This window comes from Pseudarthrobacter sp. 05T312 (assembly GCF_056396685.1).
Window position 1 is genome coordinate 15,749 of the sequence record NZ_JBFTLY010000008.1, and the last position, 23,505, is coordinate 39,253.

The following is a 23,505-nucleotide window of genomic DNA, read 5'->3' on the forward strand; positions in this document are numbered from 1 at the left end:
CGGGTGGGCTAGGCCTTTTGCTGCCGCCAGAATACGGAAATCCCGAACGTCACCACGCACAGCACCAGCATGGCCAGGACCATCCGCATCCAGCTGTCCTGGTGCACGCCGCCGGACGCGAAAACCCCGATCATCACGGTGGCGGTGATGGCACCCACGTAGCGGCAGGTCTGGTAGATGCCGGCCGCGACGCCCCGGTCCTGCGGCCGGGTGGAGACGAACATGCCTTGGTTGGAGGCGATGCCCACGGTCCCGTAGGGAATGCCCATCAGGGCTGTGAGGACCACCACGAAGGGAATGGCCAGGGTGCCGGTCAGTACCCACATGAGGGCCGCCACCACCGTCAAGAGGACGACGCCGGCCAGCAGCACCCGCCGGACACCGAACCGTCCCATCGCCGCAACTGCCCATGGGGTGGCTACGACGGACATCCCGGCGAGGGGCAGCATCAGCAGGCCAACCACGCCGGGATCGTAGCCCCCGGCCTCCTGGAGCAGCTGTGGGAGGCCGAAGAAGACGAAGTAGTAAACGCTGCTGAACACGGCGAAGGCCAGGTACACCAGCATCAGAGGCCGGTTCCGGCCCAGCAGCCGCAGGTCCAGGAAGGGCCTGGCGAAGCGCAGCTCGCGCCAGGCAAACAGCGCCGCGAGTACGGTTCCGCCGGCCAGCATCAGCCAGCGGTAGTCCGGCGCCACGTTCAGCGCCGCCATCATGACCAGCAACAGCGCGCCGATGAACCCTGCGATGCCGGGGAGATCCGAGTCGCGCACCAGTTGGGCCACGCTGCCGCGTTCCCTGGCCTTGTCCGGCGGGGCCGCCTTCGCGACGATCAGCAGCGCCGCCAGGGACAACGGCGCGTTGACCAGGAACAGCGACTCCCAGCCCACAAAACCCACCAGCAAACCGCCCACCACGGGACCCACCGCGGCCGCCGACGTGTTGGCCATCTGCAGCCGCCCGAGGGGGCGCGCCGCATCCACGTTGGCCTGGTGTGCCAGCGCACCGACCATCACCACCGCACTCGGATACGCGGTAGCCGTACCGAGGGCCATGACCGCGCGCGCGACGCAGAGGAGCGCGAAGTTGGGGGCCAGCGGAGCCAGCGCACACGTGATGGCCACCAGGCCCATGCCCAGCAGGAACATCCGGCGCGGGCCGAACCGGTCGGCCAGCCTGCCCATGACGGGCTGGCCGGCGGCAGAGGCCAGATAGAAGGATGTGACCACCCAGGTGACGGCCGCGACGTCCAGCCCAAAGTCGGCGCGCAGCACCACCAGGGCCACGGCGATCATGGAGGAGTTCAGCGGGTTCAATGCCGTGCCCAGGCTGAGGCCGGCGACGGCCAGGGCAGTCCGGGGGTTGTTGCTCACGGTAACAGTTTGGCCCACCGCGGGGGCCGGGGACGACTTGGCGGACACCCAGCGTGGTGTGGCGTTGGCTACTTGGCCGTCAATCCCACCGGGAACAACGCGTCCTCCACTGCCCTGGTGAGGTCCCGGATCACCTCGGCCTGCCCGTCATCGGGCACGCCCTCCGGGTTCTCGGTGTAGATGACCAGCGCAAAGGTGGAGCCGCGGTAGCTCAGCAGGGCTGCATCGTGCAGTTCCCCGCCCACCTCCCCGTACTTGTGGTAGACGTCCACTCCGGAACGTGATCCCGCGGGAATGAGGTCCTCGTTGTTGGTGTCCTGCATGTAGCCGAGCAGCTGCTCCGTGTTGTCCTTGTCCAGGAGCTCCCCCGCATACAGCTTCTTGAGGATCAGGGCCATGTCCGCCGCGGTCAGCATGTTTTGTTCGGGGTCGTACGTGACCCCGATGGACGCCGCGTAGGCAGTGAGCTGCGGGTAGCCGACGGCATCCATCAGGAGCAGCCAGGAATCGTTGTTGCTGTCGTTGACCATGGCCTTGAGCTGGAACGCCGCGTCGTAGTCGCCCATGGGATCGTCCAGGCTGGCCTGGCCGTTTTCCACCAGGTGGTAGTAGGCGGCGGCGGTCAGGATTTTGGCCGTACTGGCCGCCGTGAACGTGTCCGCGTCGCCAAAGGTCCGTTCAGCCCCGCCGGACACGTCGGCGAGCGCCAGCCCGATCCGGTATTGGTCCGCTTCGCTAAGGATGTTGTCCACGCTGTCCTGCAGCGACGGCGGGGCGGCCGCCACTGGTGAGGCGGGAACCGCGGGCTGGGTGGGAGCCACGGCACCCGACGGCGGCTCGGACCGGGCCACGGCCAGTGTCACGGTCCCGATGATCACCAGCACCACGGCAATAGCCAGGATGAGCAGCCTCTTGTGGCCCTGCCGCCTGCCGGCCGACGGCTTGCCCGGAGCCGGCGGGTTGCCCGGCACCGGCGGCGGAGCACCGCGGCCGGGTTTGGGCACCATGGGGTGCATGGACATACAAGGGCTCCTGGTCCGCTTCGGCAATCTCAAACAACGTCAGCGCGGGGGTGTGCCGCGCTGACAGATGCTGATTAAATCACCGGAATTTGGGAGCTTCCTGAAGACTTGCCGAACGTTCCGCCGGGGCCTCTTAGCGACCCGCCAAACCGTCGCCGACGCGCAATTTCCGTGGCGCGGCCCGAATGCCGGCAGCGCCAGGGAGCCTCCGCAGCGGGGAGTAATTTCCGGGTCGAAATTTTCGAGTACAGGGTACTCGTGCGCTTCAAATCGGCGTGACGTCTACTGGTACGTGTACCAGGGCGGTACCCGCATGCCGCTGCGGGAACCAAAGTGATCACGTGGATGGGGGAACCAAAGGTGGACCAGCAGGACGACTTGAAAGTGGACGGTCGGCATGAACCCGCGTGAAGCGCAGGCTCCCGGCTCCCGCATCGCGAACGATGTCCACGAGCCGACAAAGTACGAAGCTACAGGGCGGCTGAGGCCACGCCCATGGCCGGTTGGACCGCGTGAGGGTTACGGAAAAGTCGACTTTGACGATGGGGACGGAAAGACCGTCCTCACCCTCTTCATCCAGCGCGATGCCGAAGGAGGCTACGTCCTGCATGTGGAGCATTTGGCGGCACCGCTGCGGATTGACGGTACGCTTCTTCGCCTGGGCCCGACGCCGCATAGTGATAAAAGCGCAGCAGACTTCCGCCGGATCACCGTTGCCCGGACGGTTGCCGAGAAGGCGGAGGCCGAGCTGGCCGGGGCCGTCCGGGCTGCCCGCGCGAACGGAGATTCCTGGGAGGTCATCGGTGCCGCGCTCGGCACTTCCCCACGGACGGCCCGGGAGCGGTTCCGGCGCTAGGGCTGCGGGCCGGAAAGTTGCTGCCCAGGGGAAGGCCAGTGGCAGGCCTTTGCCTGCCGAAACCTAGCCCCGGGTGCGGGCCGCGATCGCGGTCTCCAGGAACTCCAGGTGGGCCGGGGCCACGGCCACCGCGCTGCCCAGGTATTCGGGATGCTTGGCCAGGAACTTCTTGATGAAGGGGCACACCGGGACGATGCCGATGCCGTCCTCCACCGTGCTGTCCAGGGCAGCCGTGGCCAGGCGGCCGGCCAGGCCCTGGCCGCCGTATTCCTCGTTGATCACGGTGTGGTAGAAAATCCGCTGCGGCGACTCCCCGCCGTCGTACTCCTTGTACGCCGCCTTGCCGATCACATTGCCGGCATCAAGAATCTCGAAGCGTTCGCGCCCGGGGTTGTGGCGGACGGTGATGTCGCTCAAGGGAACTCCTTCAGTTGCGGATGGTGCTGACCGTGCAAAGCCTAACCTGCACGGGGCAGCACTTATTTCCGCAACCCGCGGTCCCTGGCGGCATCCCCGCCCGCCGCCGCGTCAGCTCAGGTAACCGTTCGGGTTGAGGACGTACTTGGTGGCTGCGCCGGCGTCGAACTCCGCGTAGCCCTGTGGTGCCTCCTCCAGCGAAATCGCCTTGGCGTTGACGTTCTTGGCGATGTTGACCCGGTCATTCAGGATCGCCATCATCAGCTGCCGGTTGTACTTCATCACCGGGCACTGGCCCGTGGTGAAGCTCAGCGACTTGGCCCAGCCGGTGCCAAGGCTCAGCGACAGCGCACCCTCCTTGGCGGCCTCGTCGATGCCGCCCGGGTCGCCCGTGACATACAGGCCGGGAATGCCCAGGGCACCGCCGGCTGTCGTGAGCTCCATGAGGGAATTCAGGACCGTCGCGGGCGCCTCCTTGGCGTCGTGCCCGTGGCCCTTCGCCTCGAACCCTACGGCGTCGACGCCGCAGTCCACCTCGGGGACACCGAGGATCTGCTCGATCTGATCCTTCGGATCGCCCTTGGACAAGTCCACGGTCTCGCAGCCAAAGCTGCGTGCCTGCGCCAACCGGCCCTCGTTCATGTCGCCCACAATCACGACGGCGGCACCCAGCAGGTGCGCGCTGGTGGCCGCTGCGAGGCCAACAGGACCGGCCCCTGCCACATAGACGGTTGAGCCGACACCCACACCGGCTGTGACCGCACCATGGAACCCTGTGGGGAAGATGTCCGAGAGCATGGCCAGGTCCAGGATCTTCTCCATGGCTTTGTCCTTGTCCGGGAACTTCAGCAGGTTCCAGTCCGCGTACGGGACCAGCACGTAGTTGGCCTGGCCGCCCACCCAGCCGCCCATGTCCACGTATCCGTAGGCGCTGCCGGGACGGTCCGGGTTCACGTTCAGGCAGATGCCGGTCTTGCGCTCCTTGCAGTTCCGGCAGCGGCCGCAGGCGATGTTGAACGGCACTGAGCAGAGGTCGCCCACCTTGATGAACTCGACGTCACGGCCCACTTCCACCACTTCGCCGGTGATTTCGTGGCCCAGGACCAGATTGGGCGGCGCGGTGGTGCGGCCGCGGACCATGTGCTGGTCAGATCCGCAAATGTTGGTGGCCACGGTCTTGAGGATCACCCCATGGTTGACCGGGCGCCCTACGTTGGCCGGGTTGACCCCTGGCCCATCCTTGAGCTCGAACGTTGGGTAGTCAATGTCAATTACTTCCACCTTGCCGGCTTCTTTGTAGGCAACGGCTTTGTTCCCTGTCATCTATCGCTCCTGTAGTCAGGCGTCCGGTGGGACGGCCGTGATCTGGGTAGGTGAGACATCCCGCATGGGGGAACAGTCCTGGCCGGTTGGTACGTCCTGATGTTTGGCGTGGTCAGGTACCGGTTCCCGGGGTGGGGATCCGCCCAGTCTAGGCACGGCCCCCAGAGCGGTCTAGGGGTAAGCGCCCCTTGTTTAGCGGGGGCGTCCCGTGGGGAACTGATATCCGCGGCGTACGCTGTACCGACCGGCTCCGCATGAAGGATGGCCGGCCCCCAGGCAAGTTCTACCGTTGAGGAGAACGGCATGAAAACGCGCACAATTGGACAACTGACAGTCTCCGCCCTTGGCCTTGGCTGCATGGGCATGAGCGAGTTCTACGGCAGCGGCGACGAACAGGAGTCGGTGGCAACGATCCAGGAGTTCCTGGACGCCGGCGGATCGCTGCTGGACACCGCCGACATGTACGGCCCCTTCACGAACGAGAAGCTTGTAGGCAGCGCCATATCAGGACGCCGCGGAGACGTTGTGCTCGCTACTAAGTTCGGCAATGAACGCCGCGAGGACGGTTCCTGGGTGGGCATCAACGGCCGGCCCGACTACGTCCGGTCCGCCTGCGACGCCAGCCTGCAGCGGCTGGGGGTGGACCACATCGACCTCTACTACCAGCACCGGGTGGACAAAACGGTTCCCATCGAGGACACAGTGGGCGCCATGGCGGAACTGGTCCAGGCCGGCAAGGTCCGCTACCTGGGCCTCTCCGAGGCGTCGGCGGAAACCATCCGGCGGGCCCACGCCGTGCACCCCATCACCGCGCTGCAGACTGAATATTCGCTGTGGGAGCGCGAGCCCGAGACCAAGGTATTCCCCGTGCTCGCGGAGCTGGGCATCGGTTTCGTGCCGTACAGCCCATTGGGCCGCGGCTTCCTCACCGGGCAGATCCGCAGCGCGGACGACTTCGCGGAGGACGATTTCCGCAGGCACTCCCCCCGGTTCCAGGGCGAGAACTTCACACGGAACCTGGAACTGGTGGACCGGGTCAAGGAGCTGGCGGACCGGAAACAGTGCACTCCCGGGCAGCTGGCGCTCGCGTGGCTGCTGGCACAGGGTGAGCATATCGTTCCGATCCCTGGCACCAAGAAACGCGAACGCCTGCGCGAGAACCTTGGCGCCGTGGACGTGGAGCTGGCCCAGGACGAGCTTCAGCTGCTGGACGAGCTGGCACCGGCGGGGTCCACTGCCGGCGCCCGCTACCCCAACATGTCCACCATCGACACCTAGCCCCCGGGAACCACGCACCCACGGCCCTTCCCCGCATAAGCGTTGCCGGCCAGCGCCGCTTATGCGGGCCCGGGCCGTCCATGCCCCGGCCAGGGCAACGGTTTACGACGGCGGGGCGGGGCTGGCGTAGGGTGGTCCTACGGCTGAAGCAAGCGGCTGCTGTTTTCTTCTGTGCGGAGCCCAGTTCCATGTCCGACGAACCTGCCCTTCGGGCCCTTGCTGCTTCATCCTTCAACCTGCCGGACCTTCGGGACGGGCAGCTGGCCGGCATGGCCGCGCTCGCCGGGGGCCACGATGTTCTGGCCGTTATGCCCACCGGCTACGGCAAATCAGCCATATACCAGGTCGCGGCCCTGGCCCTGCACCAGGCAACGGGACGTCCCTCCGTCGTGGTTTCACCCCTGATTGCCCTGCAGGAGGACCAGCTGGACGGACTGTCCAGGCTCCTCGGACCGGACGCCGCCGTAGCCATCAACTCCTCGCACAGCGATGCCGAAATCGAGCAAGCCTGGCGTGCCGCCGAGGACGGCTCGGCCGTGTTCCTGTTCCTCGCCCCGGAACAGCTGGCCAAGCAGGCGACCGTTGACCGGATCAAGGCACTGGACATCACGCTGTTCGTCGTGGACGAGGCACACTGCGTCTCCTCCTGGGGACACGACTTCCGGCCGGACTACCTGGCGCTGGGACATGTCCGAGGGCAACTGGGGAACCCGCCCGTGGCTGCCCTGACAGCTACGGCTTCCCCTCCGGTCCGGGACGAGATCGTGGCGCGCCTTGGCATGAAGAAGCCCCTGGTGCTGGTGCATGGGTTCGACCGGCCCAATATCAGCCTCGACGTGGTCCGGCACCACGAAGACAAGGACAAGCGGAAAGCCGTGCTGGTGCAGGTTGCCGGCCTGGCACGCAGAGGGCACGGGCTCCTCTACGCCGCCACCCGGAAGGACACCGAGAAATACGCCGCCAAACTGGGTGCGGAGGGCCTGCGCGCCGAGGCGTACCATGCGGGCCGGTCCGCCGGAGACCGGGAACGCATCCACGAGCTGTTCCTGGACGACGAGCTGGACGTGGTGGTGGCCACCACCGCGTTCGGTATGGGCATCGACAAGCCCAACGTGCGCTTCGTGGTGCACGCTGACATCCCGGAATCGCTGGACTCCTACTACCAGGAGATCGGACGGGCAGGCAGGGACGGCGAACCGGCCTCCGCCGTGCTGCACTACAGGTCGGAGGACCTTGGCCTGCGGAAGTTCTTCGGCACCCACTCCCCCGATCCCGGCTCTCTCCTTGCGGTCCTGAAGGTCCTCAAGGCGGCCCATGCCTCCACCCCGAAGTCCTCCCTTGCCGAGTTGACGGGGTTCAAGGCCCGGCGCATCACTACCCTTGTGAACCAGCTGGAGGAAATCGGTGCCGTCAGCACCGGCAAGCGCGGGGTCCGGCTCACGTCCAAAGCCAAGCTGCCCGTGTTGGTGGCCGACGCCGTCGAGCTGGCCGAAGCCCGGCAGCGGGTGGACCAGTCCCGGCTGACCATGATGCGAGCCTACGCCGAGACGGACGGCTGCCGCCGGCAGTTCCTGCTCGGCTACTTTGGCGAGGACCTGCCGGAGCCCTGCGGGAATTGTGATGGGTGTGCCGAAGCCGCCAACCGGGCGGAGGTGAAGAAGTCCGACGGCGGCGCGGCGGCGTCCGCTGACGGCGAGCCTTTTCCGCTGCAGTCCACGGTGGTCCACAAGGACTGGGGTCCCGGCCTGGTGATGCGGCACGAGGACGATGTCATTACGGTGCTTTTCGAACAGGAAGGGTACAAAACGCTGTCCCGGGCAGCCGTCGTGGAGCACCAGCTGCTGAAACCCGCTTAGGTAGGCTGGGGGGACACTCCAACGAAAGGGCCGCCGCGTGGAAGTACCTGCTTATGCCTGGACCCTGACCATTGCGGCGATCGTCGGACTGCTGGCCTTCGACTTTTTCTTCCACGTCCGCAAAGCCCACACTCCCTCCCTCAAGGAATCGGCCGCCTGGTCTGCCATCTACGTGAGCATCGCGGTGCTCTTTGGGCTGGTTGTGCTGCTGTTCGGCGGACCGGACATGGGCACGGAGTACTTCGCCGGCTACGTCACGGAGAAGGCGCTTTCCGTGGACAACCTCTTCGTGTTCCTGATCATCATGGCCAGCTTCAAGGTGCCGCGGGCGGACCAGCAGAAGGTGCTGCTGTTCGGCATTGTGTTCTCCCTGATCGCCCGCACGGCCTTCATTTTCCTGGGGGCGGCGCTGATCAACAGCTTCGCCTGGGTGTTCTACATCTTCGGGCTCATCCTGCTGGTTACGGCGGGAAACCTGCTCAAACCGGACGACCACGACGACGACTCCGACGGGCTGGTGGTCCGGCTCGCCAAGAAACTGCTGCCGGCCTCGGAACATTACGATGGCGACAAGCTGTTCACGGTGGAGAACGGCAAGCGGGTCCTGACGCCCATGCTGCTGGTCATGGCGGCCATCGGCGGTACGGACCTCCTGTTTGCCCTGGACTCCATCCCGGCAATTTTTGGGCTGACCCAGAACGTCTTCGTTGTCTTCACTGCCACGGCGTTCTCGCTGATGGGCCTGCGGCAGCTGTTCTTCCTGATTGACGGCCTGCTGGACCGGCTGATCTTCCTCTCCTACGGCCTTGCCGTCATCCTGGGTTTCATCGGCGTGAAGCTCATCCTGCACGCCCTGCACGAAAACACACTGCCCTTCATTAACGACGGCGGGCACGTCAACGTCGTGGAGGTCAGCACCGGCCTCTCACTCAGCGTGATCCTCGGGGTGCTGGTGCTGACCATCCTCGCTTCGGTCTTCAGCCCCAAGGGCAAGGCCAAGAACGCGGTCTCGGGGGCGAGGCGCCACGCCACCGAGTACGTGGACCTCAACTACGAAACAGACATGGCGGAGCGGGACAAGATCTTCGCCAAGATGGTCCGCGAGGAGGACCAGATCCGGAAGCTTCCCGAGAAGTACAAGCGGCTGGTCCGCAACGAAACCGAGTTCCTGGACCTGATCCGGAAAGCCCATGACGAGCACGACAAGGCCCAGGTGCGGGCTGCCGCCAGCGAGGGCTGAGGCTACCTGGCCAGGGCCGCTGCCCCGCCGGCCAGGGCGGTGATGCGGGCCCAGTCCTTGGCGGCGACGGCGTCTGCCGGGGTGAGCCAGCTGCCGCCTACGCAGGCCACGTTGGGCAGTTTCAGGTAGTCCGGCGCCGTGGCCAGGCTGATGCCGCCCGTAGGGCAGAACCGCACGTCCGGAATCGGCGCTCCGATGGCGGCCAGGTACTTTGGACCGCCGGCGGGGCCGGCCGGGAAGAACTTCATGGCGTCCAACCCTTGTTCCAGGACGGCGAGCACCTCCCCCACGGTAGCGACACCGGGAAGCACCGGAACGTCGAGGGACAGCATGGCGGTGAGCAGCGCCGGGGTGACCCCCGGGCTGACCAGGAATTTGGCTCCGGCTGCCACGGCAGCACCGGCCTGCGCAGGGGTGAGGATGGTGCCGGCGCCCACCAGGATCTCCGGCACTTCCTCGGCGATGAGCTTGAGCGAGGTCAGCGCGGAGTCGGTCCGGAGCGTGAGCTCGATGATCTCCACGCCGCCGGCCACCAGGGCACGGGCAAGGGGCACCGCATCCTGGGGGTCGTCGATGGTGACCACCGGGATGACCGGTGAAACGCTGAGGACGCCGGATGCGTCAGCCATGGTTGATCTCATTTCCCAGGCTCAAGGGCCCGTTGTCGATGCTGCGGTACCAGTGCAGGAGCAGGTTCCGGAATTCTTCGTGCCCAGCCAGGTAGGGGTCGACGACAGGCCGGAACCCGAGGAGGGCAGGCACCACGGTGTCCGCGGTGCGGCGTTCGGGCAGGACGGCCTCGAGTTCCTTCGCCAGGGGATCGTTCAGGTCCCTTTCCGGCGTGGTGGCCACGTGGCGCATCCACGCCGCGACGGCGAGCGCGGCCCACTTGGGTGCGCGGCCGGCGTCGAACGTTCCCCGGACGGTGGCAAGCAGGCGGAGTCCGATTTTCTGCGACCCGTCGCTGCCCACTTTCGCGGTGGTGTGGCCCAGTGCGGGGTTGGCGAACCGGCGGAGCACCTCTGCGCAGTACCGTTCGCCGTCCAGTTTGGCCGGCAGAATGATGCTGGGCAGGGCTTCCTCGAGCATCATGCGGTGGCAGGCGATGCGGAATGCGTCTACGCCCACGGCATCGGCGATGGTCGCCTTGCCGGCGGCGAGGCCGAGGTAGGCCAGCATTGAGTGGCTGGCGTTGAGCAGCCGCAGCTTCGCGGATTCCCAGGCGGCGACGTCGGTGCTGAACAGCGCACCGGCGTCTTCCCAGCGCGGCCTCGCGGCAGCGAAGTTGTCCTCGATGACCCATTGCTTGAACGGCTCGGCGACCACGGCGGCCTCGTCGCGGAGGCCGAGTTCACGTTCGACGGCGGCCAGGTCGGCGTCGGTGGTGGCCGGCACCATGCGGTCCACCATGGTGGACGGGAACGTGGCGTTGCGGTCGATCCATGCCAGGAGTTCGTCGCTTTCCCCGGCCGGAAGGGCCGCGGCGAAGTTGCGGACCACGGTGCCGGTCAGTTCACCGTTTCCGGGCAGGTTGTCGCAGGACACCACCGTGACGGGTCCGGCGCCGGTGCGGGCGCGGCGCTGGAGGCCGCGCGCAATCTGGCCGACGGCGGTGCGCGGCGACCTGCCGCCGAGGTCTGCGCTGGTCTCGGCGTCGTCCAGGTCGAGGGTGCGGGTTTGCGGGTTGAACCGGTAGCCCTTCTCGGTAATGGTGAGGGTGACGATCTTCGTTGCCGCGGCGCCGATTCGTTCCACTACTGACTCCGGTTTATCCCGTCCTGAAATTGCCTCAACGATGCTGGACACGACGCGTGCCGGAGCGGCGCCCCCGCCCCGTTCGGCCACGGCGAAGAGTCCGTCCTGCGGGGCCAGCTGCCGGGCCACGGCATCCGAACGCTGGGTGACGCCGACGATGCCCCATTGCGGATCGCCTGCCGCAAGCATGGCGTCTTCCGTGAAGACAGCCGTGTGGGCACGGGCGAACGCACCCAGTCCAAGGTGGACGATCCCTGGCTGCAGGCCGTCCCGCTGCAGCGCAGCCTTATGGCCGTTCGCCGCCAGGGTGGAGTTACTCAGGCGTTCGATGGCACTGTTCCCTTCACCGTTTCCCCGGCGGCATGTGCACGGGTCTGCCCGAACGTGGGGATGAAGCCGGTGCCGCCCTTGCCGCCCACCACGAGGGAGGATGCGGCAGCACCGTAGCGGGCCGCCGTCGGGAAGTCATCGCCCAGCACAAGGCGGGCGGTGAGGGTACCCACGAACGCGTCGCCGGCACCGGTCTGGTCCACCACGGCGGGCGCCGGGATGGCGGGAACCCAGGCCGAGACCGCGCCGGCCGCGAGCTGGACGCCTCTTGCGCCGCAGGTGACGGCCATATTCTCCGTGCCCAGCGCGCGGAGCTTGGCGGCCGCTTCCTCAGCGGTCGCGGCGCCCAGCAGCGTCCTCGTCTCACCGGGGTAGGACGGCGTGACCAGGAACGCGTGCGGCGCCAGTTCGGTGAGGGCCGCCGTCGCATCCTCCACCGAGGTGAGGCGCGGGCGAAAGTTGGGGTCGTACACGAAGCGCTTGGCCACCGAGGCGGCCTTCGCGACGGCGGCGTGGGACGTCGTCGAAATGGCGCAGGCAATGCCGCCCGCCACCACGGCGCCCGCTGCGGCGAAAACTGCCGGGTCGACGTCGTCCGGGCCAAGTGTGGACCCGACGCTGCCGCTGCGGGCGTAGGAGAACTCGCGTTCGCCGTCGGGATCACTGTGGACCAGGTAGACGCCCTGCTGTCCCTTGCGGAACGTCAGGAGGGCGGTGGAAATGCCAAGCTCGGCGATCCGGGCGGCGATGGCCTGGCCCAGGTCGTCGTCGGTCAGGACGGACAGCAGGCCCACCGCGGCGCCGGCGGCGGCGGCTGCGGCGGCCACGTTGAGCGCATCGCCGGAAATGCCAAGCCGCGCCGGAACGCCGTGGCCGAAGGGCTGGTCCGTGGCCACTTCAACGAGGATCTCCCCCATCACCACCACGTCGAAGGGATTGTGGATGTCATTCACCAGTCATGCACCGATCCGTCGAGGCGCCGGTTCACCGGCAGGTATTTGGGGTCGAAGGGGAAGCGCGCGGCGGCCTCCTCGTCGAACTCTACGCCCAGGCCGGGTGCGTCCCCAGGGTGCATGTAGCCGTCCGCGAAGCTGTAGGAGGTCTTGAAGACCTCGCCGGCCGGGTCGCGGTGGCCCATGTATTCCTGGACCCCGAAGTTGGGGATGCTCATGTCCACATGCAGCGCGGCGGCGAAGGAGACCGGCGAGAGGTCCCCGGCGCCGTGCGAGCCGGAGCGGACGCCATAGAGGTCTGCGAGGGAGAAGATCCGGCGCAGGTGCGTGATGCCGCCGGCGTGCGAAACGGACGTGCGGATGTAGTCGATCAGGCGTTCGGTGATGAGCTGCTGGCAGTCCCAGATCGAGTTGAAAACCTCGCCGACGGCGATAGGCGTGGTGGTGTGCTGGCGGATCAGCCGGAACGCGGACTGGTCTTCCGCCGGCGTGGGGTCCTCGATCCAGAACGGCCGGTACTGCTCCAGCGAGGCCCCGAGCCGTCCTGCCTCGATGGGCGTCAGGCGGTGGTGCACGTCGTGCAGGACGTGCACGCCATAACCGAACTCTTCACGAACGTGGGCCAGCATCTTCGGCGCGAAGTCCAGGTACGCAGAGGTTTCCCAGGTGTCTTCCTGCGGCACGTTGCTGCTGGCCGGCTCATAGAGCTTCCCATCCACGGGCGCGATGCCGTAGGTCTTGTCCAGCCCCGGCACCGCTGCCTGGGCCCGGATGGCCTTGTAGCCCAGATCCAGGTGGTGCTGGAAATCGGCACTCAGGTCCTCCAGCGTGGTACCGCTGGCGTGGCCGTAGACCATGACTCCTTCACGTGCGGCGCCGCCCAGGAGTTCGTAGACGGGCATGCCGGCGGCCTTGCCCTTGATGTCCCAGAGCGCGACGTCGATCGCCGCGATCGCGGTCATGGTCACCGGGCCGCGGCGCCAGTAGGCGCCCTTGTAAAAGTACTGCCAGGCGTCCTCGATACGGCGGGCATCGCGGCCGATCAGCAGCGGGCAGAGGTGCTCCGAGAGGTACGACGCCACGGCCAGCTCGCGGCCGTTCAGGGTGGCGTCGCCGATTCCGGTGATGCCGTCCTCGGTTTCAATAACGAGCGTCACGTAGTTCCGTCCGGGCGACGAAACCACAACCCGTGCGTCGGTGATCTTCACTGGGAGTCCTTCAGATGGTGGATGTGCAATGTAGGTCTGGGATGAGCTGTCAGTTTCCGCTGAGGCGGAGCATGACCTTGCTGCTGTTGGAGGCGGGATCCACGGCGGTCCGCATCGCTTCCTCGGCGTCGTCGATGCCGAATTTGTGGGTGATGACAGGTGAGACGTCCAGGCCGTTGGCCATTGCGCGGAGCGCGTCCGTGATCTCATCGACGAACCGGTAGGACCCGATCCAGGTGATTTCCCGGGTGACGAGGTCCCCCAGCGCCGAAGCCGCGGGCGCTCCGGGCAGGTTGCCCACCTGCACGATGGTCCCCCCGCGGGCCGTGGCCCGCAGGACGCCTCCGAGCACCGCAGGGATGCCAGCGGCCTCGAACACCAGCTCCACGTCTGCCGGAAGCGGGCTGTTGGAAACGTTGAGCACCTCATCGGCACCCATCGCACGGGCGATCCGCAGGGACGCGTCGCTGATATCGGTGGCGGTCACGGTTCGGGCACCTGCATATTTAGCGGCCGCGGTGACCAGCGACCCGATAGGTCCGGCACCGTTGACCAGAACGTCCCGGCCCTCAAGGCTTCCAGCGCGGGCCACCGCGTGCATGGCGACGGCGAGTGGTTCGGCGAGCGCCCCGCGCAGGGTGTCCACGCCGTCGGGAAGGGGACGGACTTGGAATGCCTTGGCAAGCTTCCGTTCGCTGAAGCCACCGTCCGTGTGCGGATCGAACGCCGCAGAGCCGAAGTACCGGATCTGCGGGTAGAGATTGGTCCGGCCCCGCAGGCGTTCCGGCATGGTTCCGTCGCCCACAAGTTCGGCCGGGTGAACGGTCACGGGCTGGCCCACCTCGAGGTGTTCGACGCCGGCACCCAGTTTGGCGATCCGGCCAGCCACTTCATGCCCCAGGACGAGCGGCGACTTCAGCGCCGCCGTTCCCGACGCTCCGTGGCGCCAGTACGAAAGGTCACTTCCGCAGATGCCGCCCCATTCGAAGTCGAGCACTACTTCCCCCGGCCCCGCAACTGGCTCAGGCCTGTCATCAATGCGGAGATCATTGGGGCCGTGGACTACAACGGCTTTCATACGGCGTCCTCGAGCCGGACCAGGTCGCGGCCACGGACCTCGGGGCCGACGGCGGCTGAGACCAGGGTGATCAGCGAGTAGCCAATGAGCATTGCGGCGAGCGGCCACCAGTGCCCGGTAACGGCGGTGAGGGTGGCTGCCAGCAGTGGGCCGATCGCGGTGGCCAGGATCCCGCCGATTTCCTTGGCGAGGGCGAGCTGGGTGAAGCGGGTGCGGGCTCCGAAGAACTCGGCCATGGTGACACTTTCCATGGCGAACAGGCTCAGGACACCGAGGTTCAGGCCGATGACCATGGCGATGGTGATGATGGCGGAGTTGCCACTGGTGATCATCAGCATCATCGGTACGGCGAAGACGGCAGTCAGGGCGCTGAGGGCCAGGTACAGCGGGCGGCGGCCGAAGCGGTCACCGAGGAGGCCGATCACCGGGATGGTGACGAAGCCCAGCAGTGAGCCGTACATGATGGCGTTGGTGCCTACCGTCTTGTCTGTGAGCAGGACCGTGGCAAGGTAGCCGACCAGGAAGGTCTGGACGAGCCCGGAGTTGCCGGCCTGCCCGAAGCGAAGGCCAAGGGCAATGAGGAATGACTTGCCCTTTTTCTGGTGCAGTGCAGCTTCGATGGTGCTGGTTCCGGCGGGCTCCGGGGCATGGGCGGCGGTCTTGATCTTTGCCTTGGTCAGGGCGACACCGTCCACAACATCCGCGCGCTGTTCGAAGACGGGGCTTTCCCTGATGGAGCGCCGGATCCAGATGGCGAACAGCATGATCACGAAGCTGGCCAGGAAGGGGATCCGCCAGCCCCAGCTCAGAAGCTGGTCCTGGGAGAGCGAAGCCACCAGGATGGCCCACAGCGCGGAGGCACCCAGGGTTCCGGAGTTGGTGCCCAGGCAGACCAGGGACGAGATGATGCCGCGGCGGCGGGCCGATGCAAATTCCGCCAGCATCACGGTGGCGCCGGCGATTTCAGCACCGGCCCCGAACCCCTGGATGAGGCGCAGGGCCACCAGCAGGATGGGTGCCCAGATCCCCACCATGGCGTAGGTGGGGAGGACACCGATCAGGGTAGTGGAGGCTCCCATCAGGGCGATGGTGATGTAGAGGACCTTCTTGCGGCCGATCCGGTCACCCATGCGGCCGAAGTAGACGGCACCGAATAGGCGGGCAACGTAGCCCACGCCGTAGGTGGCCATCGCAGCGATCAGGCCGATAACGGGGCTGACGTCCGGAAAGAAGATTTTGTTGAAGACGATGGCCGCGGCCAGCGAATACAGCTGGAAGTCCATGAATTCCATGGCGGTGCCGAGCCAGCCGGAGACGGCAACCTTGGCGAGGTCGCGGGTGCTTCGGGCCTCGGCCTGCCCGGTGGTGGGCGGCGCAATGCTTTCGGTCATCAGTTGCTCCTTTGCAGGTGATGCGTTTCGAAGGGGATGGGTTACAGCTGCTGGCTGTCCGGGGGCGCCATTGGTGGGCAACAGTGACGGGCAGCACGTCGATTTCCACTACCATACAAGCACTACCATTCTAGTGTGTCAACAGGCTAGAATAAGGCCATGCCAACGGACAAAAGAGGGACTGCCCCCCGGCTCTCGGTGCGGGACCAAACCCTTGAAACGCTTCGCCGCCGGATCATCTCCCTGCAGCTGCCCCCGGGTGAACCGCTGTCCGAGAATGAACTGGCCCAGGAGTTGGGCGTCAGCCGGACGCCGGTGCGCGAGAGCCTGATCCTGCTCCGCGAGGAGGGCCTGGTGCAGGTCTTCCCGCAGATCGGCTCGTTCGTGTCGCTGGTGGACCTGGGGCGGGTTTCCGAAGCGCAGTTTGTCCGCGAGGCCATTGAGTGTGCCTCCCTGCGGGATCTGGCGGTGGACGGCTCGGGCATCGCCGGACTGCGGGAGATCCTCAAGGCGCAGTCAGATGCGGACGCACACGGCGACGTGGAGGAATTTTTCCGGCTGGATGAGGATTTCCACCGGGAGCTGCTGCGGCTGGCAGGCCACGAGTCCGCGTGGACCGCCGTCAATTCAGCGAAGGCGCACCTGGACCGGGCCCGCCGGATGAGTCTTTTGGATACCCGGCCGGTGTCCACCCTGATCGAGCAGCACACTGCCGTGGTGGACGCGCTTGAAGCCAACAACCTCTCCGGCGCTGACAGCTGCCTGCGCCTGCACTTGCGCGCCGTCTTCGAGGATGTCCAGCGAATCCAGGAGGCAACGCCGGAACTGTTCTCCGACGGCACTGCCCGGCGTCCGTCCCGGCGGAGCGTGGCGCGCCTCGTGTAGCAAGGCCCCCGGCCTGACACAGCTTCCCGCCTCGCGGGAGAGGGCGCACCTAAGAAACTCCTATTGTCAGCCCCTCTTGCTACGTTTGATTCAAGGCCGGGGGAACGCTCCTCCGGGCCACGAACAGTTGGGGAGGCCCCGTGTTTTTGCTCGATGCTGCCGGTGTGCACGCCGGAGACAGCACGCCCCAGGACCTGGTTTTCTCGGCCAGCGACCTGGTGGCCGCCAGCGAATGCGAGTACCGCACCCTCCGCATCCTGGACGAAAAACTGGGCCGCACCGCCAAGGCAGAGTTCCCCGCCGACGAAATGCAGAGGCGCGCCGGCGAGTTGGGCGACCAGCATGAGCAGACCGTGCTCGCCAGCCTGGTTGCCAGGTACGGTGAGTGGGACGCGAGCCGCGGCGCCGGGGTCTACTCCCTCGAACGTGGCCAGAACCTGCGCGGTGAGCTGCAGGCAAAGCACGCCGAAACCGAACTCGCCCTCCGTTCAGGGGCAGATGTGGTCTTCCAGGCGACGTTCTTCGACGGCGAGTTCCTGGGCTACGCCGACTTCCTGGTCAATGAGGCTGCCGGCACCGGCAACCCGGGCCGCTACGAGGTCTGGGACACCAAACTTGCCCGTCACGCCAAAGTTGGGGCGCTACTGCAGCTGGCCGCCTACGGTGACCAGCTCCTGGGGATGGGGTTTGATCCCTCCCCCGTCGTCACGCTGGTACTGGGAACGCGGGTGGGAGAGGACTGGCTGCGGAGCAGCCATTCGCTGCCGGACCTGCTGCCCGTTTTCCGGGAACGACGCCGGCGCTTCCGCCACCTCACGGCCAGCCACCGCGCCGGTGACGGCGCAGTGGAGTGGCAACAGCCCGGCGTCGTCCACTGCGGGCGCTGCGACTACTGCGCGGAGCAGGTGCAGCTCCACCGGGATCTCCTGATGGTGGCGGGCATGTCCGTGGTCCAGCGGCGGAAGCTGCACGGGGCAGGCATCACCACCATCGACGAGCTGGCAGCGATGCCCGCCGGCGAGGCAAGGAACTCGGTGGCCAGGCTCCGCGCCCAGGCGCGGATGCAGCTTGGCCTGGATCGAACTGCAGGTTCCCGGACGTTCACGAAGGATGGACAGCCGCATACAGTGTCGTTCAGCGTGCTGCCGGACAATGCCATCGGCTCGCTTCCTTCCCCCAGCGCCGGTGACATCTTCTTCGACTTCGAGGGCGACCCGCTGTGGCAGGATCCGGCCACCGGCGCGTGGGGCATCGAGTACCTCTTTGGCGTCGTCGAGGCACCGGTACCGGGTGCCGCCGGTGATCCGGTGTTCCGGCCGTTCTGGGCGCACTCCCGGTCCGGGGAACGCCGTGCCTTCCTCGATTTCCTGGATTACGTCGAGCAACGCCGTGCCGTGTACCCGGACATGCATGTTTACCACTACGCCGCGTACGAAAAGACTGCGCTGCGGAATCTGTCCCTGGCCCACCAAGCCGGCGAGGACACGGTGGACGACTGGCTGAGGCAGGGGCTGCTGGTGGACCTGTATGCCACCGTCCGGCACTCCATCCGCATCTCCGAGGCCTCGTATTCCATCAAGAAGCTTGAACCGCTGTACATGGGAGACAACCTGCGGTCCGGGGACGTCAAGGATGCCGGCGCCTCCGTGGTGGCGTACGCAGCCTACTGCGCAGCTCGCGACGCCGGACGGCAGGACGAAGCCGCCACAATCCTGGCGTCCATCTCCGACTACAACCAGTACGATTGCCTGTCCACCCTCCGGCTCCGGGACTGGCTGCTGGAGATCGCACCGCAGGCGCAGGATAACGAAACCGTTGGCGGAGCGGCTGACTCCAACGGGTCGCCCATGGCAATGGCGCCCGCTGGGCGGGAGGACAGCGACGGCGGTACGCGGGACTCCGACGAAACCCCGGAAGAGACGCGGTTGCGCGAGTACTTGGCCGGTCTTCCGGATGACCGGCCCTGGACCGATGATGAGAGGGCCCTCGCCATGGTGGCAGCCGCCACTGGATACCACCGGCGGGAGCGCAAGCAGTTTTGGTGGCAACACTTCGACCGGGTCGAAGCGCCACTGGACACCTGGGCCGACCAACGGAACGTGTTCGTAGTGTCCTCCGCTGAAGTGGTCTCAGACTGGGCGCTGGCCAAGCCCCGGGAACGGATGCGCACACGCGTCCTCAAGCTCCGGGGCACCATGGCGGAGGGCTCCGACTTCCGCCCCGGCTCCGGCTGGTGCCGGCTGTATGACGCCCCCGGGCCTGATGGGATGGCTGATCCGCAGGCGGCGCCGGGAACAAGGGCCTTCACCTTCGGGACCAGGATCAGTGAGCTGGAGGAGGCGCCGGACGGCCCGGAACACCTGGTCACCATTGCCGAGCGGGAGACCGGAAAGGTGGGCGCCTACCCGCACCTGCCCGTGGCCCTGACCGAGGACCAGCCCTTGGCCACCGCCAGTATCGAAGCAGCCATTGCGGAGATAGCCCGGACGGTTGGGGCCTCTGCCCCCTTCCTTCCAGCCCAACCGGGCCTGGACATCCTGCGCAAGCTGCCACCGCGTTTCCGTTCCAGGCCGGGTCCCGCCGAAGTCCTGCACGGCGGGGACGGCGCTGCCGACTACGCCGGGGCCATTACCGATTCCTTGCAGGACCTGGACCACTCCTACCTGGCCGTCCAGGGCCCGCCGGGGACCGGCAAGACCTTCGTCGGCGCCCACGTTATCGCCAGGCTCGTGGCCCGGGGATGGAAGATTGGCGTGGTGGCGCAGTCGCACAACGTGGTGGAAAACCTGCTCTGCCGGGCCATCGACACCGGCGGAGTGGATCCCCGGGCTGTGGCCAAGAAATTGGCCGCGCCACACCACGTTCCCTGGCGCCTCACTTCGGAAGGCGACGTGGGCCGCCTGCTTGCCTCGCCTGGCGGCTGCCTGATCGGCGGCACCGCCTGGACCATGACGGGCAAGGAAGTCCCGGCCGGGTCACTGGATCTGCTGGTCATTGACGAGGCCGGCCAGTTCTCCCTCGCCAACACCCTGGCGGTCTCTCTGGCAGCCAGGCGGCTGCTCCTGCTGGGCGACCCGCAACAGCTTCCGCAGGTAACCCAGGGCACGCATCCCGAACCGGTGGATGAGTCAGCGCTGGGCTGGCTGGCCGCCGGCCACGCCACCCTGCCTTCAAGCCTGGGGTATTTCCTGGCAGACACATGGCGGATGCATCCGGACCTGTGCCGGGCGGTATCCGACCTCAGCTACGAGGGAAAGCTGCACTCTGCCCCTGCCGCATCGCTTCGCGAGCTCGAGGGGCTGCCGCCCGGAGTGGAAACGGTCTTCGTGGATCACAGCGGCAATGCCACTGCCTCGAGGGAAGAAGCAGAGGAAGTGGTCCGGCAGGCGCGCCGCCATCTCGGCCTGAAGTGGACGCCGGCCCCGGACTCTGAGTCACGGCCGCTTGAGCAGCAGGACCTGCTGGTGGTTGCTGCCTACAACGCCCAGGTCCATCTGATCCGCAAACATTTGGCAGAGGCCGGGCTGCCGGAGGTCCGCGTGGGCACGGTGGACAAGTTCCAGGGCCAGGAAGCTCCGGTGGTGCTGGTGTCCATGGCGTGTTCGGCAGTGGCTGAGGCTCCGCGCGGAGCGGAGTTCCTGCTGAACCGGAACCGCATCAATGTGGCCGTGTCGCGCGGACAATGGCGTGCCGTGATTGTCCGCTCCCCCGAGCTCACCAGCTACATGCCGCATAAGCCAGCGGCGCTGGAGGAACTCGGTGCCTTCATCGGGCTCAGCCCGCGGGAGTAGCCGCACCCCGCAAGCGCTGGTCAGTGGGCCCGGAATCCGCGGAAAGTCCCCTGGGCAGCGGAAAATTCGGACTCGACCCGCTCCACCCGGCCCGGAGTCCGGTCCGATTTGAGCCAGTCCAGCAGTTTCCGGACCTGCGGTTCGGCGCCTTCGGCAGTCACCGAGACCGAACCGTCGTCGAGGTTGCCCACCTCGCCGGACAATCCGAGCTCCTCCGCTGTGCCCATGGTCCAGTAGCGAAAGCCCACACCCTGGACCATCCCGAACACCCGGGCGTCCAGCCTGACGGCGTCCTGGGCAGAACTGCCCTGCGCTGGATCGTGCGCCGGGCCTGCATGCCTGCCCATGGTGCTCCTCCCCTAAACCTTGCTGCCCCCATCGGGTCGCAGTGGCCGCCGCCGTGCTGCCCATGGGACGGTCCCTGCGACCCGATGAAGGGTTGCGGGCCGGTTAGTTGATGGTGATGTCGCGGGTGGCGTGGTTGTAACGGATGGTTACGGTGCCACCGGCGTGGTGAAGCTCGTGGTTGGGTCCGTCGAACGCGCCGAAAGCGCCGTAGTTCTCGGTCCAGGAGCGGTTCAGGGCGATCTTGAACGTGTAGTAGCCGGCCGGCAGTTCGGCACTCTTCTTCCACAGCTGGTCCAGGAAGTCGAATTCCATCTGTGCTTCGTCGTACTGCGGTGCCCAGTTTTCCGGTGCACCCAGGATGGTGTTGAAGTCACCGGCCAGTGCCACGGCCTCGGGCTGCGGCAGCGTTTCGACATCGGGGCCCTCGAGCGGCTCGGCGGCGGCCGTTCCGGCCTTGTCCTTGGCGGGGGCCTTCTTGCGGACGGCTGCCACCACGGGCTCAACGGCGTCCTCAAGTGCCTTGGCTGCCTTGCCCACAACGGAGGCCGCCTTCTTGGCGGGGGCCTTGCGGGTGGCCTTCTTCGGAGCCTCAGCCTTGGCCGGAACCTCCAGTGTTGCCGCAGCGGCGGAGACCGGCCGGACGAAGCCTGCGGGAGCCGTGGGAACCGGGGTGTCGGCAGGGACGGGAGTGCCGGCGTCGAGCGCGGCCGCGAAGGAATCCGCATCCGGGAAGGCGACGGTGGCACGCATGCCGTCCTCGGTGATGGTCCAGCCCGAACGGCCCTTGATCAGCCAGCCGGCCTTGACCAGCTTGGCGGTGGCCGAGGTGAGGGTCTTGTGGCCGCGCGGGATCCCGCCGCTGAGGAGCTCGGCCTCATGGTCGTTGAACGGCACCCGGGCGGTTGCTTCCGCCAGGACCTGGCCCGCATTCAGTGCATCGCCGGACCACACGCCTTCGGTCAGGACATCCAGGACGGTCTTGAGTCGAAGGTAAGTGTTTTCTGCGGTGGACTTGGCCATGATTCCCCTTATATAAAAGCGATCGGTCTTAGGCATCTTGCCAACTGCCCATTAAATCGCGCGACTTTAATTGGTTAACTCTGCGTGTCGTGACCGACTATGAAGCGGATGGTGCCGCAAGTGAGGCGGAGGTCTCGGGTAAGGGCTGTTTGCATAACCCTCAAGCGCTGACATGGGTGCTGCACTGCACTCCCCAGACACGCCTGCGGCACCCAGTTTACCGGGCGGAAAGACCACCTGTTGCGCCCGGCATGTCAGCGGTCAGTCGGCTACTTCCCTGCCGTTCAATTCCGCTACCAGCTCCGCCTTCCGCTCCTCCGTCGCGAAGGAGGAATGGATGGAGTTTGCCGCCAGCCGTGCCTTGTCAAAATCAGACAGCTCGAACACCGCGGCGAGCTGGGCAAAGTTGTCATCCACGTAGCCCCCAAAGTAGGCGGGATCGTCCGAGTTAACTGAGACATTCAGTCCCGCAGCCAGCATCGCGGGCAACGGATGGTCAGCGAGGGTGTCAACGGCACGGAGCCTGACGTTGGACAGTGGGCACACCGTCAGCGGAATGCGCGCGTCCACGAGGCGTTCCACCAGGTCCGGATCATCCATGCAGCGGATGCCATGGTCGATCCGCTCCACACCTAGGATGTCCAGGGCCTCGTAAATGTACGACGCCGGGCCCTCCTCGCCGGCGTGGGCCGTCAGCCGCAGGCCTGCTTCACGCGCTTTCGCGTACAGCCGCTCGAACTTGGAGGGCGGGTTTCCCACCTCGGCCGAGTCCAGCCCGATGGCACCGATGGGGGCATCCATGACCAGCAGCTGGTCCAGGACTTCCAGCGCCGAGTCCTCCGGCAGGTCGCGCAGGAATGCTGCAATCAGGATGGTGGAGATGCCGAACTCCTCCTCCGAGGTTGCCAGCACCGAGGCGACCCCGGTGACGCACGCCTCCAGGGGGATCCCGCGGGAGAGGTGTGCCTGCGGGTCCATCATGATCTCCGCATGCCGGACGCCCGCGGCCGCAGCCCGCTCAAGGTATGCCCGGGTCATGTCCGCGAAGTCCTGCTCGGTGCGCAGCACGGCCATGTTGGCGTAGTAGAGGTCCAGGAATGACTGCAGGTCGGTGAACTCATACTTCTCGCGGAGCTCGTCCAGGCCCGAATAGGGCAGTTCAATGCCGTTGCGTTCAGCCAGGGCAAAGATGAGTTCGGGCTGCAGCGTGCCTTCGATGTGCAGGTGCAGTTCAGCCACTGGAAGGGGCTTGGCAGGCACCGCGGGTTCCGCGGAGTCCGTCTCGGTTTCGGGCATGGCGCTGCCGCCGGAAAAGTTGTCCATCGGGACAGAATAATGCCCCTACGGGTTTCGCGCCTGCCCGCGCTTTCGGAGGCAGCGGCGC

Annotated in this window: 19 protein-coding genes; 6 read left to right on the top strand and 13 right to left on the bottom strand. The window is 66.6% G+C overall.

Going from position 1 to position 23,505, the window contains the following annotated elements; all coding sequences use genetic code 11:
- Positions 1-8: 8 nt before the first annotated feature.
- Positions 9-1,370, bottom strand: coding sequence for an MFS transporter (locus tag AC1DIP_RS12285; protein ID WP_477733894.1), 1,362 nt, complete (start codon positions 1,368-1,370; stop codon positions 9-11).
- A 68-nt stretch (positions 1,371-1,438) separates the two neighbouring features.
- A complete protein-coding gene (locus tag AC1DIP_RS12290) occupies positions 1,439-2,392 on the bottom strand; it encodes a serine hydrolase (protein ID WP_477733895.1) in 954 nt (317 codons plus the stop codon).
- Between the two features lie 397 nt (positions 2,393-2,789).
- Here AC1DIP_RS12290 and AC1DIP_RS12295 point away from each other — a divergent pair, with 397 nt between their 5' ends.
- Complete coding sequence (locus AC1DIP_RS12295) at positions 2,790-3,248, top strand: hypothetical protein (RefSeq protein ID WP_477733896.1); 459 nt, start codon at positions 2,790-2,792, stop codon at positions 3,246-3,248.
- Between the two features lie 63 nt (positions 3,249-3,311).
- On the opposite strand, the gene AC1DIP_RS12300 is transcribed toward AC1DIP_RS12295, so the two are convergent.
- On the bottom strand, positions 3,312-3,665 hold the full coding sequence (locus AC1DIP_RS12300) for a GNAT family N-acetyltransferase (protein WP_477733897.1): 354 nt from the start codon (positions 3,663-3,665) through the stop codon (positions 3,312-3,314).
- A 111-nt stretch (positions 3,666-3,776) separates the two neighbouring features.
- Positions 3,777-4,988 carry a formaldehyde dehydrogenase, glutathione-independent gene (gene fdhA / locus AC1DIP_RS12305; protein WP_477733898.1) on the bottom strand — a complete coding sequence of 404 codons (1,212 nt, stop codon included), beginning with the start codon at positions 4,986-4,988 and terminating at the stop codon, positions 3,777-3,779.
- A 303-nt stretch (positions 4,989-5,291) separates the two neighbouring features.
- Between fdhA and AC1DIP_RS12310 the strand changes: the two genes are divergently transcribed.
- From AC1DIP_RS12310 to AC1DIP_RS12320, 3 genes are all read left to right on the top strand, one after another.
- Positions 5,292-6,266: an aldo/keto reductase gene (locus AC1DIP_RS12310; protein WP_477733899.1), complete on the top strand. Its 975-nt coding sequence runs from the start codon at positions 5,292-5,294 to the stop codon at positions 6,264-6,266.
- Between the two features lie 188 nt (positions 6,267-6,454).
- On the top strand, positions 6,455-8,122 hold the full coding sequence (locus AC1DIP_RS12315) for a RecQ family ATP-dependent DNA helicase (RefSeq protein ID WP_477733900.1): 1,668 nt from the start codon (positions 6,455-6,457) through the stop codon (positions 8,120-8,122).
- 37 nt (positions 8,123-8,159) lie between these two features.
- Entirely contained in the window at positions 8,160-9,362 is a 1,203-nt protein-coding gene (locus AC1DIP_RS12320; protein ID WP_477733901.1) for a TerC family protein, read from the top strand.
- A gap of 2 nt (positions 9,363-9,364) precedes the next feature.
- Here AC1DIP_RS12320 and eda read toward each other — a convergent pair whose 3' ends face one another.
- The 6 genes from eda to AC1DIP_RS12350 are packed head-to-tail and all read right to left on the bottom strand — an operon-like array spanning position 9,365 to position 16,077.
- Entirely contained in the window at positions 9,365-9,991 is a 627-nt protein-coding gene (gene eda, locus AC1DIP_RS12325; protein WP_476209568.1) for a bifunctional 4-hydroxy-2-oxoglutarate aldolase/2-dehydro-3-deoxy-phosphogluconate aldolase, read from the bottom strand.
- On the bottom strand, positions 9,984-11,447 hold the full coding sequence (locus tag AC1DIP_RS12330) for a mannitol dehydrogenase family protein (RefSeq protein ID WP_477733981.1): 1,464 nt from the start codon (positions 11,445-11,447) through the stop codon (positions 9,984-9,986). Before AC1DIP_RS12330 ends, eda begins: the two co-directional genes overlap by 8 nt.
- The gene (locus AC1DIP_RS12335) at positions 11,435-12,364 is read right to left on the bottom strand and encodes a PfkB family carbohydrate kinase (protein WP_477733982.1); all 930 of its coding nucleotides are present in this window, start codon (positions 12,362-12,364) and stop codon (positions 11,435-11,437) included. Before AC1DIP_RS12335 ends, AC1DIP_RS12330 begins: the two co-directional genes overlap by 13 nt.
- Before the next feature lie 32 nt (positions 12,365-12,396).
- Positions 12,397-13,608, bottom strand: coding sequence for a D-mannonate dehydratase ManD (manD, locus tag AC1DIP_RS12340; protein WP_477733902.1), 1,212 nt, complete (start codon positions 13,606-13,608; stop codon positions 12,397-12,399).
- 49 nt (positions 13,609-13,657) lie between these two features.
- Entirely contained in the window at positions 13,658-14,686 is a 1,029-nt protein-coding gene (locus AC1DIP_RS12345; protein WP_477733903.1) for an L-idonate 5-dehydrogenase, read from the bottom strand.
- Complete coding sequence (locus tag AC1DIP_RS12350; protein ID WP_477733904.1) at positions 14,683-16,077, bottom strand: MFS transporter; 1,395 nt, start codon at positions 16,075-16,077, stop codon at positions 14,683-14,685. The genes AC1DIP_RS12345 and AC1DIP_RS12350 overlap by 4 nt, the downstream gene beginning before the upstream one ends.
- 159 nt (positions 16,078-16,236) lie before the next feature.
- On the opposite strand from AC1DIP_RS12350, the gene AC1DIP_RS12355 reads away from it, so the two are divergent.
- On the top strand, positions 16,237-16,962 hold the full coding sequence (locus tag AC1DIP_RS12355; protein WP_477733905.1) for a GntR family transcriptional regulator: 726 nt from the start codon (positions 16,237-16,239) through the stop codon (positions 16,960-16,962).
- Positions 16,963-17,102: 140 nt separating this feature from the next.
- Positions 17,103-20,753 (top strand): TM0106 family RecB-like putative nuclease, encoded by a 3,651-nt coding sequence (locus AC1DIP_RS12360; RefSeq protein ID WP_477733906.1) that lies wholly within the window; start codon positions 17,103-17,105, stop codon positions 20,751-20,753.
- Between the two features lie 20 nt (positions 20,754-20,773).
- Here the strand turns inward: AC1DIP_RS12360 and AC1DIP_RS12365 are convergent, their stop codons facing one another.
- From AC1DIP_RS12365 to AC1DIP_RS12375, 3 genes are all read right to left on the bottom strand, one after another.
- Entirely contained in the window at positions 20,774-21,100 is a 327-nt protein-coding gene (locus tag AC1DIP_RS12365) for an acylphosphatase (protein WP_477733907.1), read from the bottom strand.
- 103 nt (positions 21,101-21,203) lie between these two features.
- Positions 21,204-22,121 (bottom strand): pullulanase X25 domain-containing protein, encoded by a 918-nt coding sequence (locus AC1DIP_RS12370; RefSeq protein ID WP_476209556.1) that lies wholly within the window; start codon positions 22,119-22,121, stop codon positions 21,204-21,206.
- 261 nt (positions 22,122-22,382) lie between these two features.
- Positions 22,383-23,444, bottom strand: coding sequence for an adenosine deaminase (locus AC1DIP_RS12375; protein ID WP_476209554.1), 1,062 nt, complete (start codon positions 23,442-23,444; stop codon positions 22,383-22,385).
- Between the last annotated feature and the right edge of the window lie 61 nt (positions 23,445-23,505).